This is a genomic window from Kitasatospora sp. NPDC059088 (assembly GCF_042738155.1).
Classification (GTDB): domain Bacteria; phylum Actinomycetota; class Actinomycetes; order Streptomycetales; family Streptomycetaceae; genus Kitasatospora.
Genome location: NZ_JBHYGR010000028.1, coordinates 21,426 through 34,772 on the forward strand (window position 1 = coordinate 21,426; position 13,347 = coordinate 34,772).

12 protein-coding genes are annotated in these 13,347 nt (G+C 74.3%); 5 read left to right on the forward strand and 7 right to left on the reverse strand.

Going from position 1 to position 13,347, the window contains the following annotated elements:
* The 7 genes from ACFWXO_RS15320 to ACFWXO_RS15350 form a co-directional block, all read right to left on the reverse strand.
* Positions 1–335: TetR/AcrR family transcriptional regulator (locus tag ACFWXO_RS15320; protein WP_380524407.1), on the reverse strand; the 335-nt coding region annotated here is incomplete at its 3' end.
* Between the two features lie 185 nt (positions 336–520).
* The gene (locus ACFWXO_RS15325; RefSeq protein WP_380524409.1) at positions 521–2,107 is read right to left on the reverse strand and encodes a 4-coumarate--CoA ligase family protein; all 1,587 of its coding nucleotides are present in this window, start codon (positions 2,105–2,107) and stop codon (positions 521–523) included.
* Positions 2,108–2,336: 229 nt separating this feature from the next.
* Positions 2,337–3,509: an acyl-CoA dehydrogenase family protein gene (locus ACFWXO_RS15330; protein WP_380524410.1), complete on the reverse strand. Its 1,173-nt coding sequence runs from the start codon at positions 3,507–3,509 to the stop codon at positions 2,337–2,339.
* 55 nt (positions 3,510–3,564) lie between these two features.
* Entirely contained in the window at positions 3,565–5,511 is a 1,947-nt protein-coding gene (locus ACFWXO_RS15335) for a biotin carboxylase N-terminal domain-containing protein (protein WP_380524411.1), read from the reverse strand.
* Positions 5,512–5,519: 8 nt separating this feature from the next.
* Positions 5,520–7,118 (reverse strand): acyl-CoA carboxylase subunit beta, encoded by a 1,599-nt coding sequence (locus ACFWXO_RS15340; RefSeq protein WP_380524412.1) that lies wholly within the window; start codon positions 7,116–7,118, stop codon positions 5,520–5,522.
* Positions 7,115–8,839, reverse strand: coding sequence for an acyclic terpene utilization AtuA family protein (locus tag ACFWXO_RS15345; RefSeq protein WP_380524413.1), 1,725 nt, complete (start codon positions 8,837–8,839; stop codon positions 7,115–7,117). The genes ACFWXO_RS15340 and ACFWXO_RS15345 overlap by 4 nt, the downstream gene beginning before the upstream one ends.
* A 148-nt stretch (positions 8,840–8,987) precedes the next feature.
* Positions 8,988–9,884 carry a LysR family transcriptional regulator gene (locus ACFWXO_RS15350; protein WP_380524414.1) on the reverse strand — a complete coding sequence of 299 codons (897 nt, stop codon included), beginning with the start codon at positions 9,882–9,884 and terminating at the stop codon, positions 8,988–8,990.
* A 136-nt stretch (positions 9,885–10,020) separates the two neighbouring features.
* On the opposite strand from ACFWXO_RS15350, the gene ACFWXO_RS15355 reads away from it, so the two are divergent.
* The 5 genes from ACFWXO_RS15355 (at position 10,021) to ACFWXO_RS15375 (ending at position 13,301) form a co-directional block, all read left to right on the forward strand.
* On the forward strand, positions 10,021–10,527 hold the full coding sequence (locus ACFWXO_RS15355) for a nuclear transport factor 2 family protein (protein WP_380524415.1): 507 nt from the start codon (positions 10,021–10,023) through the stop codon (positions 10,525–10,527).
* A gap of 109 nt (positions 10,528–10,636) precedes the next feature.
* Positions 10,637–11,140 carry an N-acetyltransferase gene (locus tag ACFWXO_RS15360; RefSeq protein WP_380524416.1) on the forward strand — a complete coding sequence of 168 codons (504 nt, stop codon included), beginning with the start codon at positions 10,637–10,639 and terminating at the stop codon, positions 11,138–11,140.
* Positions 11,133–11,903: a class I SAM-dependent methyltransferase gene (locus ACFWXO_RS15365; RefSeq protein WP_380524417.1), complete on the forward strand. Its 771-nt coding sequence runs from the start codon at positions 11,133–11,135 to the stop codon at positions 11,901–11,903. Before ACFWXO_RS15360 ends, ACFWXO_RS15365 begins: the two co-directional genes overlap by 8 nt.
* A gap of 88 nt (positions 11,904–11,991) precedes the next feature.
* On the forward strand, positions 11,992–12,735 hold the full coding sequence (locus ACFWXO_RS15370) for a class I SAM-dependent methyltransferase (protein WP_380524418.1): 744 nt from the start codon (positions 11,992–11,994) through the stop codon (positions 12,733–12,735).
* Between the two features lie 152 nt (positions 12,736–12,887).
* Positions 12,888–13,301: a VOC family protein gene (locus ACFWXO_RS15375; protein WP_350503315.1), complete on the forward strand. Its 414-nt coding sequence runs from the start codon at positions 12,888–12,890 to the stop codon at positions 13,299–13,301.
* The last annotated feature ends 46 nt before the right edge of the window (positions 13,302–13,347 follow it).

The following is a 13,347-nucleotide window of genomic DNA, read 5'->3' on the forward strand; positions in this document are numbered from 1 at the left end:
CGCAACCGCGGGCGGGTGTCGTGGCGGACGATCTTGTCGCCCCGGGCCGGGGGCCGGTGGGGGCGGGCGGCCGGCAGCTCGTCCGCGTGGGCGCGGACGGCTGCCCGCCGCTCGGCGGTGACGTGCTCGACGGCCGCGGTGAAGAGGTCCTCGCGGGTCGGGAAGTGGTGCTGGGCGGCGCCCCGGGAGACGCCGGCCCGTTCCGCGACCACGGTGACGGTGGAGCCCTGCCAGCCGAGCTCGGCCAGGCAGTCCACGGCGGCCGCGAGCAACCGGGCCCGGGTCGCTCGGCTGCGGTCCTGCTGGGGGGTGCGGACGGCGGGTTGGCTGGTCATGGCGGGTGGCGGTTCCTGTGTCGATGGGGTCTGCTCCGGTCGGGGCGCGGCGGATCGGGGCGCCGCGGGTCGATCCTCACAGACGGGCCGCGCCCTCCGGCCGCCCGGGTCCCGGGCTGCGGGGTCCTGGGCGCCCTGGACCTGGCCGCCCTGGCGCCGGCCGACGGGGTCCCGGCCGACGGGTCTCAGCGGGCGGCCTCGCGGGCGCGCAGTTCTCGGCGGAGGATCTTGCCGGCCGCCGACTTGGGGACGGCGTCCACGAACTCCACCGCGCGCACCTTCTTGTAGGGGGCGACCTGCCCGGCGACGTACCCGGTGACCTCCTCCGCGGTGAGCCCGCTGCCGGGGGCGCGGACCACGAAGGCCTTGGGGCACTCCGTCCCGTCGGCGTCCCGGACGCCGATGACGGCGGCGTCGGCGATCTGCGGGTGGCCGAGCAGGACGGCCTCCAGTTCGGCGGGGGCGACCTGGTACCCCTTGTACTTGATCAGCTCCTTGACCCGGTCGACGACGAACAGGTAGCCGCGCCCGTCCACGTGGCCGATGTCGCCGGTGTGCAGCCAGCCCTCGGCGTCGACCATGGCGGCGGTGTCGGAGGGGCGGCCGAAGTAGCCCTTCATCACCTGGGGGCCGCGGATCAGCAGCTCGCCCGGCTCCCCCGGCCCGAGGTCCCGGCCGGAGCCGTCCAGGGCGATGACCCGCAGCTCGGTGGAGGGGACCATCCGGCCGACCGAGCCGGGCACCGGGTCGCTCTCCGTCGGGGAGACGACGTGGGTGACCGGGGACAGCTCGGTCATCCCGTAGCCCTGGAGCAGGTGCGGCAGGCCCAGCCGGCGGGCGCAGGCCTCGGCGAGCTCCTGGTCCAGCGGGGCGGCCGCGCACAGCAGGTACTCGACCGAGGAGAGGTCGAAGTCGGCCACGACCGGGTGCTTGGCCAGCGCGAGCACGATCGGCGGGGCGACCACCAGGCCCTGCACCCGGTGCCGCTCGACCGCACCGCAGAACTGCTCCAGGTCGAAGCGGGGCAGCACCACCACGGTGGCGCCGCACCGCAGCGGCTGGTTGAGCAGCGCCGTCAGGCCGTAGATGTGGAAGAAGGGGAGCACCGCGAGCACCCGTTCGCCGACGGAGGGGCGGTAGAGGGCGTCGGTCTGGGCCAGGTTGGTGGCGATCGAGCGATGGGTGAGCATCACCCCCTTGGGCAGTCCGGTGGTGCCACTGGAGTACGGCAGCACGGCGACGTCCTCGCCCGGGTCGATCGCGGGCTCCGGGGCGGGGCCGGTGGCGGCCAGCAGGTCGGCGAGCGAGCGGTGGCCCTCGGCACCGTCCAGCACGATCACCTCGACCGGCGGGCGGCCGTCGGCGGCCAGCAGCTCGGCGGCGGCGCGGGCGGTCGCCAGGAACGGGGAGACGGTGATCAGGCAGCGGGCGGCGCTGTCCGCGAGCTGGCCGGCCAGCTCGCGGGCGGTGCTGAGGGAGGACACCGTGGTCACGGTGGCACCGGCCCGGCTGGCACCGTAGTAGGCCATCGGATAGGTGACCGAGTTGGGGCTGAACAGGGCCACCACGTCGCCCTTGCCCACCCCGCTCTCCGCCAGTGCGGCGGCGACCCGCTCGACGGAGGCGGCCAGCCGCGCGTAGCTGACCTCCTCCCCGGTGAGGCCGTCGATCAGGGCCGGCCGCTCGCCGTACCCGGCGGCGGCGGCGAGCACCGCGTCATGGATCGGCAGGTCGATGACGGGGACGTCCGGGAACTCGCTACGGAACACCAAGGCATGCCTCCAGTAAGGAAGTTGACGCAGCAACCAAATCGGCGAGCGGATGGCACGGGGCGTGTTCAGGAGCATACGGACAGTCCGGGCGGGGCTGGGCCATTGTGGGAAACCGGGGGCGGGGCAGGCGTGGCGCAGCCGCTCCGAAGGGCGTTCGGACGACCCGACCGGCGTGCGGTGACGACCTGCGCGCTGCGGTGGCGGCCGCGCGCCCCTCGGCGCCGGGGGCTCAGTAGGACTTGGGCAGGCCCAGGGTGTGCTGGGCGACGAAGTTGAGGATCATCTCCCGGCTGACCGGGGCGACCCGGCCGACCCGGGTGGCGGCGAGCAGGGCGCCCAGGCCGTACTCCTGGGTGAGGCCGTTGCCGCCCAGGGTCTGCACCGCCTGGTCGACCGTCCGGGCGGCGGCCTCCCCCGCGGCGTACTTGGCCATGTTGGCGGCCTCCCCGGCGGCCAGGTCCTCGCCCGCGTCGTAGAGCAGCCCGGCCTTCTGGGTCATCAGCCGGGCCAGCTCGACCTCCACCGCGCACTGGGCCAGCGGGTGCGCCAGGCCCTGGTGGGCGCCGATCGGGGTGGACCAGACCGTGCGGGTCTTCGCGTACTCCACCGCCTTGCCGAGCGCCTGCCGGGCCAGCCCGAGGGAGAAGGCGGCGGTCAGGATGCGCTCCGGGTTGAGGCCCGCGAACAGTTGGAGCAGGCCGGCGTTCTCGTCGCCCACCAGGGCGTCGGCGGGCAGCCGGACGTCGTCCAGGAAGACCTGGAACTGCTTCTCGGGGGCGACCAGCTCCATCGGGATCGCCCGGTACTCGAAGCCGGGGGTGTCCCGGGGGACGACGAACAGGCAGGGCTTGAGCTTGCCGGTGCGGGCGTCCTCGGTGCGGGCCACGAACAGCACGGCGTCGGAGTGGTCGATGCCGGAGACGAAGACCTTGCGGCCGGTCAGCAGCCAGTCCTCGCCGTCCCGGCGGGCGACGGTGGAGATCCGGTGCGAGTTGCTGCCCGCGTCCGGCTCGGTGATGCCGAAGGCCATCCTGCGGCTGCCGTCGGCCAGTCCGGGCAGCCAGCGGCGCTTCTGCTCCTCGGTGCCGTACCGGGCTATCACCGTGCCGCAGATCGCCGGGGAGACGATCAGCAGCAGCAACGGGCAGCCCGCGGTGCCGAGTTCCTCCAGGACGATGGCGAGGTCGCTGATGCCGCCGCCCCCGCCGCCGTACTCGGCGGGCAGGTTGACGCCCAGGTAGCCGGCCTTGCCCGCGTCCGCCCACAGCTCCTCGGCGGGCTCGCCGGCCCGGGCCTTGGCCAGGTAGTAGGCGGAGCCGTAGCGGCGGCCGAGGTCGCCGACGGCCTGGCGCAGGGCGGTGCGTTCGGGGGTTTCGAGGAGCTGACTGCCGATGGACGACATGCGTGGTCCTTCCGCTGGGCGGGTGGTCGGGCGGTGCTCAGGACTCTTCGGGGGATCAGGACTCTTCGGGCGACTTGACGACGGCGAGCAGGGCGCCGAGCCGGACCTGCTGCCCCGGGGTCACGCGCAGGTCCACCAGGGTGCCGTCGGCCGGGGCGGTGACCCGGTGCTCCATCTTCATCGCCTCCAGCACCAGCAGCGGCTGCCCGGCGGTGACGGTGTCGCCGACGGCGGCGGTGGTGCGCAGGACGGTGCCGGGCATCGGGGCGAGCAGGGCGCCGGGGTCGCGCTGGGCGGTGGGGTCGGGGAAGCGCGGCAGCGCGGTGAGCGCGGTGCTGGCGGTCGGGGAGTCGACGTACACCCGGTCGCCGTAGCGGGCCACGTCGTAGCGCCGCTGCACCTCGCCCTCGCGCAGCAGGACGAACCCGGCCTCGGCCTCGACGAGTTCGACGTCCGGGTGGTCGACGGCCTCCAGGCCGCCCCTGGTCCGGCGGTAGCGGACCTCCCACTCGACGCCGTCGGGGGCCCCGTAGCGCTTGGACTGGGGCTGGGAGGGCAGGTTGCGCCAGCCGGACGGCAGCGCGGTGCCGCGCGCGGCCGCGTCGGCGAGGGCGGCGGCCAGGGCGGCCCGCCCGGTGCTCCTGGTGTCGGGGGCGAGCAGTTCGGCCGAATGCTCGGCCAGGAAGCCGGTGTGCAGCCGCCCGGCCAGGAAGGCCGGGTGCCGCAGTGCGCGGACCAGCAACTCCCGGTTGGTGGAGGGCCCGTGGATCCGGGCGCGGGCCAGCGCGTCGGCCAGCTTCCGGGCGGCGGCGGCGCGGGTCGGCGCCCGGACGATCACCTTGGCGAGCATCGCGTCGTAGTGCGGGCTGATCTCGCTGCCGGCCGCCATCCCGGAGTCCAGCCGCAGCCAGGAGTCCGTTCCCACCCCGGGCCCGCTGAACTCCTTGTGCTCCGAGGTCAGTTCGAGGCGGTGCAGGGTGCCGGTCGCGGGCTGCCAGTCCTTCGCCGGGTCCTCGGCGTACAGCCGGGCCTCGATCGCGTGGCCGGTGCTCGGCGGCGGCCCGCCCGCGGGCAGCTCCTCGCCCTCCGCGACGGCGAGTTGGAGCGCGACCAGGTCCAGGCCGGTGACCGCCTCGGTGACCGGGTGCTCGACCTGGAGCCGGGTGTTCATCTCCAGGAAGTAGAACCGGCCGTCCCCGGTGAGCAGGAACTCGGCGGTGCCGGCGCCGACGTAGCCGATCGCCCGGGCGGCGTCCGCGGCCGCGGCGTGCAACGCGGCCCGCACCTGCGGCGCCAGGCCGGGGGCCGGGGCCTCCTCGATCACCTTCTGGTGCCGCCGCTGCAAGGAGCAGTCGCGGTCGCCCACCGCCCACACCGTGCCGTGGGCGTCGGCCAGCAGCTGCACCTCCACGTGTCGGCCGCTGGGCAGGTAGCGCTCGCAGAACACCTCGTCGGAGCCGAAGGCCTTGGCCGCCTCGGCCCGGGCCGCCGCCAGTTCGCCGGGCAGGTCCGCCAGCCGTTCGACCACCCGCATGCCGCGGCCGCCGCCGCCCGCCGCGGCCTTCACCAGCACCGGCAGGTCGGCCTCGGTCGGCTCGGTGAGCGCGCCCAGCACCGGCACCCCCGCCTCGGCCATCAGCCGCTTGGCGGCCGTCTTGGAGCCCATCGCGGCGATCGCGGCCGGCGGCGGACCGACCCAGAGCAGGCCGGCGTCCAGCACGGCCCGGGCGAACTCCGCGTTCTCGGAGAGGAATCCGTACCCCGGGTGGACGGCGTCCGCCCCCGCCCGCAGAGCGGCCCGGACGATCAGCTCTCCGCGCAGGTAGGTGTCGGCGGGCGCGGCGCCGGGCAGCCGTACCGCCGCGTCGGCCTCCCGGACGTGCGGGGCGCCGGTGTCCGGGTCCGAGTGGACGGCGGTGGTCGCGATGCCGAGCTCCCGGCAGGTGCGGAACACCCGGCGGGCGATCTCGCCGCGGTTGGCGACCAGCAGGTTGGTGATCATCTGACCTCTCACATCCGGAAGACGCCGTAGCCACGCGCGCCCTCGACCGGCGCGTTGTGGATCGCGGACAGACACAGGCCCAGCACCGTACGGGTGTCACGCGGGTCGATCACGCCGTCGTCGTACAGCCGGCCGGACAGGAAGACCGGCAGCGACTCCGCCTCGATCTGCTGCTCGACCATCGCCCGGATCGCCGCGTCCGCGTCCTCGTCGTACGGCTGCCCCTTCGCCGCCGCCGACTGGCGGGCCACGATCGAGAGCACCCCGGCGAGCTGCTGCGGGCCCATCACCGCGGACTTGGCGCTCGGCCAGGAGAACAGGAAGCGCGGCTCGTACGCCCGGCCGCACATGCCGTAGTGGCCCGCCCCGTAGGAGGCGCCGAGCAGCACCGACAGGTGCGGGACCTTGGAGTTCGAGACGGCGTTGATCATCATCGCGCCGTGCTTGATGATGCCGCCCTGCTCGTAGTCCCGGCCGACCATGTAGCCGGTGGTGTTGTGCAGGAACAGCAGCGGGGTGTTCCGCTGGTTCGCCAACTGGATGAACTGGGCGGCCTTCTGGGACTCCGCGCTGAACAGCACGCCCTGGGCGTTGGCCAGGATGCCGACCGGGTAGCCGTGCAGCCGGGCCCAGCCGGTGGCCAGGCTGGCGCCGTACAGCGGCTTGAACTCGTCGAAGTCGGAGCCGTCGACGATCCGGGCGATCACCTCGCGCGGGTCGAAGGGCACCTTGAGGTCCCCCGGGACGATGCCCAGCAGCTCCTCCTCGTCGTACGCCGGAGGCGCGGCGCAGCGGTCCGGGCCGGGGCCCGGCTTGCGGTGCTCCAGCCGGGCGACGATCCGGCGGGCGATCCGCAGCGCGTCCGCCTCGTCCACCGCGAAGTGGTCGGCCAGGCCGGAGCTGCGGGCGTGCATCTCGGCGCCGCCCAGCGACTCGTCGTCGGCCTCCTCGCCGGTCGCCATCTTCACCAGCGGCGGGCCGCCGAGGAACACCTTGGCGCGCTCCTTGACCAGCACGGTGTGGTCCGACATCCCCGGCACGTAGGCGCCGCCGGCCGTCGAATTGCCGAACACCACGGCCACGGTGGGGATCCCGGCCGCCGAGAGCCGGGTCAGGTCGCGGAACAGGGCGCCGCCCGGGATGAAGATCTCCTTCTGGCTGGGCAGGTCCGCCCCGCCCGACTCGACCAGGTTCACCACCGGGAGCCGGTTCTGCAGCGCGATCTCGTTGGCCCGCAGGGCCTTGCGCAGCGTCCACGGGTTGCTGGCGCCGCCGCGCACCGTCGGGTCGTTGGCGGTGATCACGCACTCCACGCCCTCGACCACCCCGATGCCGGTGACCAGCGCGGCGCCCACCGGGTGGTCGCTGCCCCAGGCCGCCAGCGGGGACAGCTCCAGGAACGGCGAGTCCTGGTCCACCAGCAGCTCGATCCGCTCCCGGGCCAGCAGCTTGCCCCGCTTGCGGTGGCGCTCCACGTACTTGGGGCCGCCGCCGGCCAGCGCCTTGGCGTGCTCGGCGTCCAGCTCGGCCAACTTGGCGACCATCGCGGCACGGTGCTCCGCGTACTCGGGCCCGGCCGGGTCGACGCGGGTGGGCAGGACGGTCACAGCAGGGCCTCCGGGATGTCGAGGTGGCGCGAGCGCAGCCACTCGCCCAGGGCCTTCGCCTGCGGGTCGAAGCGGTGCTGGGCGGCGACGCCCTCGCCGAGCAGGCCGGTGAGGGTGAAGTTGACGGCCTTGAGGTTCGGCAGCAGGTGCCGGGTGACGGGCAGGTCGGCGGCCTCGGGGAGCAGTGCGCGCAGCCGGTCGACGGTGAGGGTGTACGCCAGCCAGCGCCAGGCGTCCTCGGTGCGGGCCCAGACGCCCAGGTTGGCGTCGCCGCCCTTGTCGCCGCTGCGGGCGCCGAGCACCAGGCCGAGCGGGGCGCGACGGGTCGGGCCCGGCGGCAGGGGCTCGGGCAACTCGGCGTCGACGGAGGCGACGTGGCCGGTGACGGCGGCGACGTGGCCGGTGCCGGCGGCGGGCGGGACGGTGATCCGGCGGCCGTCCGGCAGCACCGCGGTGTGCTCGACCAGCTTCGCGTCCAGGTACGCGGCGGTGAACACCCCGTACGGGGCGCCCGGGCCGGGTGGGGCGGTGAGGTGGAAGCCCGGGTAGCCGGCGAGGCCCAACTCCACGGCGGCCTTGCCGAGTTCGCGACCGACCTTGGCCGGATCCCGGTCCCGGGCGGTCAGTCGGAGCAGGGCGGACGCGGCCTCCTCGGTGTCGGCGTCCGGGTGGTCGGTGCGGGCGAGGGTCCAGCGCAGCTCGGCCGGGCGGACCTCGGGCGGCAGGGCGGCGGCCAACTGGCGTTGCACCAGGGCGGCCTTGGCCTCGATGTCCAGGCCGGTCAGGACGAAGACCACTTCGTTGCGGTGGCCGCCGAGCCGGTTCAGGCCGACCTTGAGGGTCGGCGGCGGGGCCTCGCCGCGCACGCCGTCGATCCGCACCCGGTCCGGGCCCTCCTCGGTGAGCCGCACGGAGTCCAGCCGGGCGGTCACGTCGGGGCCGAGGTAGTGCGCTCCGCCGGTCTCGTACAGGAGTTGGGCGGTGACCGTGCCGATCGTGACGGCCCCGCCCGTCCCGGGGTGCTTGGTGATCACGCTGGAGCCGTCGGCGTGCAGTTCCGCCAGCGGGAAGCCCGGGCGGTCCACGTCGTGCTCGCCGAAGAAGGCGTAGTTGCCGCCGGTCGCCTGCGCCCCGCACTCCAGCACGTGCCCGGCCAGCACCGCCCCGGCGAGGGCGTCCAGCTCGTCCGGGCCCCAGCCGAAGTGGGCGATCGCCGGCCCGGCCACCAGTGCGGCGTCCGTCACCCGCCCGGTCACCACCACGTCCGCCCCCTCCGTCAGGCAGGCGGCGACGCCGAACCCGCCCAGGTAGGCGTTGGCGGCCAACAGGCCCTCGGGCAGGCCGAGTTCCTCCCGGCGCGGGAGCAGGTCGTCCCCCTCGACGTGGGCGACGACGGTCGGCACTCCCAGGCGCTGCGCCAGCTCCCGCAACCGGTCCGCGAGCCGGGCCGGATTCAGGCCGCCCGCGTTCACCACGACCCGCACACCGCGGTCCCGGGCCAGGCCGAGGCACTCCTCCATCTGCCGCAGGAAGGTCCGGGCGTACCCGAGCGAGGGATCCCGCAGCCGGTCCCGCGCCAGGATCAGCATGGTCAACTCGGCGAGGTAGTCCCCGGTGAGCACGTCCAACGGCCCACCCGTGAGCATCTCCCGCACCGCCGCGAACCGGTCCCCGTAGAACCCCGAGGCATTGCCGACCCGCAGCACCGATCCTCCGCGCACCAAAGCGCCTCCCCTACCGGCCTGTTGGCGCCGCCCCGCACGAGCGGCGCCGCGCAGCAGCGTGGCACCGGCCGCAGAAAAAAGCAATCATGCCTGCTTGTTTTCCCGCCATCGGCTTCACCTCCGACCGGTCGCCGGGGCCCAGGGGTCAGTCCGCGGTGCCGAGGAGGTCCTGGGCCGCGTGGTGGAAGGCCTCCGTGGCGTGGGTGGCGCGGTCGCGGTGGTGGAGCAGGCCCCACCGGACCGGGGGTGCGCCGGTCAGCGGGCGGTAGGTGACGTCGGGGCGGGGGTGGTAGCGGCGGGCCTGGGCGCCGAGCGGGAAGGCGGCCCGGCCCGCGCCGACGAGGGTGAGGATCTCGTTCAGGGTGCCGCCCTCCGGGCCGGACGGGATCGGCCGCCCGGCCGGCGTCCGGGCCGGGGTGCGGTCGGCCCGGAAGGACTCCGGCACGGCGGCGGGCAGTCGGACGAGCGGGATCCCGGCCAGCTCCTCCGGTGTGACGGCGTCCTGCTGCGCGAGCGGGTGGCCGGCGGGCAGGGCGATCATCCGGGGCTCGCTCACCAGGACCGGGCCCGGCACCAGGTCGGGCTCGCGCAGCGGGTACTCCGCGAACACCAGGTCCACCTCGCCCGCCCGCAACAGGCGGATCCGGTCGACGAGTTCGGCCTCCCGGAGGGTCGCCTCCCAGCCCGGCAGCCGCTCCCGGAAGCGCTCCGCGACGCCGATGAGCAGCTGCCCCGCCGCGGGGCCCGCGAACGCCACCCGCAGCGTTCCGGTGCGGCCGTGCCCGGCGTCGGCGACCCGCCGGACGGCGGCGCCCACCGCCTCCCACGCGGGCCGCAGCTCCTGCGCCAGCTGGACGCCGAGCGCGGTCGGCTCCACCCGGCGGCTCGTCCGGGTGAACAGCGGTGCGCCGACGCGGCGTTCCAGCTTCCGTACGGTCTGGCTGATCCGTGCGGTGGAGACGTGCAGCCGTTCGGCCGTCCGCCCGAAGTGCAGTTCCTCGGAGAGCGCCAGGAACGCCTCGATCTCGTGCCGCTCCAGCACCCTTGCCGCCTCTCCCCCACCACTTCGTTAAGTCTCGGTTCACGATCGTTGCACAGCCACCCGTTGATCGTCCGGCCGTTCCGGCGGGAGGGTGGACCCGTCACCGAACAACAGCCACCCGACCGGGAGTTCCATCGTGTACATCACCACCGACCGCGCCCTCACCGCACCCGCCGACGACCCGGCCGCCGTCGCCACCGAGCTGCGCGACCGGACCGAGATCCTGGACGCCCTGCTCCGCTTCGGCCTCGGCCAGGACCTCCACGACCGCGAGCTCTTCGCCTCCTCCTTCACCCCGGACGCCGAACTGGACTTCCGCCCCGCGGCCGCCGCGTGGGGCGCCGAGCCGCCCCTGATGACCGGCGGGGACCACATCGTCACGACCATCCTCGGCATGTTCGCCGGGCGGGTGACCACCACCCACCAGATCACCAACCCCCGGATCACCGTGGACGGCGACCGCGCCGGGCTCACCGCCCTCGTCGAGGCCCAGCACCTGCTGACGGCCGCCCCGGCGACGCACGCGCTGTTGAAGAACCGCTACGACGTCGAGCTGCACCGGGACGGCGGGCGCTGGCTGATGCACCGGGTGCGGATCGACAACGTGTGGCTCACCGGTGAGCCCGAGGCGATCTTCGGCTGAACCGAGCGGCACCGGGCGCCCGGGCAGGCGGCTCTACGGCGGGGCAGGACATTCGGTGGCGCGGGATATTGGGTGGGGCTGCGGGGTGGCGGTGGATAGCCTCGGGGGTATGACCTGGCTTCCTGCTGATTTCGTCCATCCCGTCCACGTGCCGCTGCTCGACGGCGCGTACCACCTGCGGCCGATCCGGGAGGCGGACGCGCCGATGGACTATCCGGCGGTGATGGGCTCCCGGGAGCGGCTGTTCGGGATCTTCGGGCCGGCCTGGGGGTGGCCGGCGGCGACGATCACGGCCGAGGCGAACCGGATCGACCTCGCCCGGCACGAGCGGGAGATCGCCGCCCACCAGTCGTTCAACTACGTGCTGCTGGACGCCGCCGAGACGGCCGTGCACGGGTGCGTGTACATCGACCCGCCCGAGCGGGCCGGGGCGGACGGCGAGGTCTCCTGGTGGGTGGTGGACGGCCTGGTCGGCAGCGCGGTGGAGCGGGCCTTCGACGCGCTGGTGCCGCGGTGGATCGCCGCCGAGTGGCCGTTCCGGCAGCCGCGGTTCCTGGGGCGCGACCTCAGCTGGGAGGAGTGGCTGGCCCTGCCGGAGGCTCCGGGTGCCTGAGCGCGCGCTGAGCTTCGGAACGGTCGCGGAGTCCTACGAGCGGTACCGGCCCGGGTATCCGGTGGAGCTCTTCGACCTGGTCGCGGGATACGCCGCGGAGCACGCGGGCGGGCCGGTGCGGACGGCGCTGGAGATCGGGGCCGGGACGGGCAAGGCCACCCGGCTGTTCGCCGGGCACGGCGTCGCCGTGACCGCGACCGAGCCGGACGCCGCCATGCTCGCCGAGCTGCGCCGGCACACCCCGGACAGCGTCCGGACGGTGCGCGCCGCGTTCGAGGAGCTGCCGCCGGACGGGCCGTACGACCTGGTGTACGCGGCGGCGGCACTGCACTGGACCAGCCCGGCGGGCCGCTGGCAGCGGGTGGCCGAACTGCTGCGCCCGGGCGGCGTGTTCGCCTGTTTCGGCGGGCCCGTCCAGTTGGCCGACCCCGAACTGGCGGAAGCCGTAAGGGTGGTGCGGGCGCCGTTCCTGGCGAGCGATGACGTGCCCTCCCCGGACGGCACGCCGCCGGAGCAGGAGCTGCAGTGGCCGGGCACCGAGCTGGAGCGCTCCGAGCGGTTCGACCGGGTGCAACAGCTGTTGCTGCCAAGGCGGTTGACGGTCGGGCCGGAGGAGTACCTCGGCCACCTGTCGACGGTCTCGGCCTATCTGCTGCTGCCGGAGGACGCCCGGGCGGAGGTGTTCCGCCGGATCCTGGCGGTGCTGCCGGAGCGCGTCGGACTGGACGCGGACATCACCGTCCACCTCGCTCAGCGCCGCTGATTCGTGGCTTCTGCCAGTACGACGGCACGTCGGGCTGCGCCAGACTTCCCAGCACAGCACTGGGCTGCGCACACGGGAGGACGACACGATGAGCGTGCAGCAGTACGACGGGATCGGCGAGGCGTTCGAGGGCTTCAAGGCCCTGCCGCTGACGCGGTTCGGGGAGGTGCCGAGCTTCCTCGCGATGGTCGGGGACGTCCGCGGCAAGGCCGTCCTCGACCTGGCGTGCGGAACGGGCTTCTACAGTCGCGAGGTCCGTCGGCGCGGCGCCGCGGAGGTGCTCGGGATCGACATCTCCACCGAGATGATCGCCGCCGCCGAGTCGTTCGAGGAGCGCGACCCGCTGGGGGTGCGCTACGAGGTCGGCGATGTGGCCGAACTGCGCGAACTGGAGCGGAAGTTCGACGTGGTCCTGGCGGTGCAGTGCCTCAACTACGCGGAGGACCGCGCGTCGCTGGACCGGATGTGTCGCACCGTCCACCGCAGCCTGGTGCCGGGCGGGGAGCTCTTCGTCTTCGCCCAGAAGCCGGACTACGCCTTCGACTGTCTCAGCCTGGAGCAGTACGGGTTCCGCTGCGAGCCGACCGGGGACCACGTCGAGACCGGCCCGCGGGTGCGGGTCACCGCGCTGCTCGACCCCCGGCCGATCAGCATCCTCGGCACCGTCCCGCGCCGGGAGGTCTACGAGGAGGCGCTGCGCGGGGCCGGGTTCTCCGATCTCGAGTGGGTGCCGCTGGGGATCTCCGAGGAGGGCCTGCGCGAGTACGGCGAGGAGTTCTGGGCGGACGTCCTCGCCCACCCGCCGCTGGAGATGCTGCGCTGCCGCACCTGAGCGGCAAGCGCTGAGCACCGCACGCTGCGCGTGACCATCGACCCCGGGGGACGGCGACCACACCCGCCGCTCCCCGGGGTCGATCGGTTTCCCGGGGAGGCGATCAGTTTTCGAGAAGCGCCCGCCCGGGGGCCGCGCCTAGCGTTGCAGTCATGAACGACATCAGCATTCACTGGACCTTCCTCCCCCACACCGACCCCGAGGCCTCGCTCGCCTTCTACCGCGACCTGCTCGGCTTCGAGGTCCGCCAGGACGTCGGCGGCGGCCCGATGCGGTGGATCACCGTCGGGCCCGCCGGCCAGCCCGGCGTGTCGCTGGTGCTGGAGCCGCCCTTCGCGGACCCGGGCATCACCGAGGACGAGCGGCGTACCATCACCGAGATGATGGCCAAGGGGACGTACGCCCGGGTGGTGCTCGCCACCGCCGACCTGGACGGCGTGTTCGACCGGTTGAAGTCCGGCGGCGCCGAGCTCGTCCAGGAGCCGACCCTGCAGCCGTACGGCGTCCGCGACTGCGCCTTCCGCGACCCGGCGGGCAACATGGTCCGCTTCAACGAAGTGCGCTGACCCCTCCCGGGTGACGCGGGGAGAGGGGGTGGAAGAGGAGGGCGCG

What these genes read in the sequence shown, in the direction of transcription:
- ACFWXO_RS15370 (WP_380524418.1), top strand. Translation starts at nt 11,992, where the DNA reads ATGAGCGTGCAGCAGTACGACGGGATCGGCGAGGCGTTCGAGGGCTTC.
- ACFWXO_RS15375 (WP_350503315.1), top strand. Translation starts at nt 12,888, where the DNA reads ATGAACGACATCAGCATTCACTGGACCTTCCTCCCCCACACCGACCCC.
- ACFWXO_RS15335 (WP_380524411.1), bottom strand. Translation starts at nt 5,511, where the DNA reads ATGATCACCAACCTGCTGGTCGCCAACCGCGGCGAGATCGCCCGCCGG.
- ACFWXO_RS15360 (WP_380524416.1), top strand. Translation starts at nt 10,637, where the DNA reads ATGACCTGGCTTCCTGCTGATTTCGTCCATCCCGTCCACGTGCCGCTG.
- ACFWXO_RS15330 (WP_380524410.1), bottom strand. Translation starts at nt 3,509, where the DNA reads ATGTCGTCCATCGGCAGTCAGCTCCTCGAAACCCCCGAACGCACCGCC.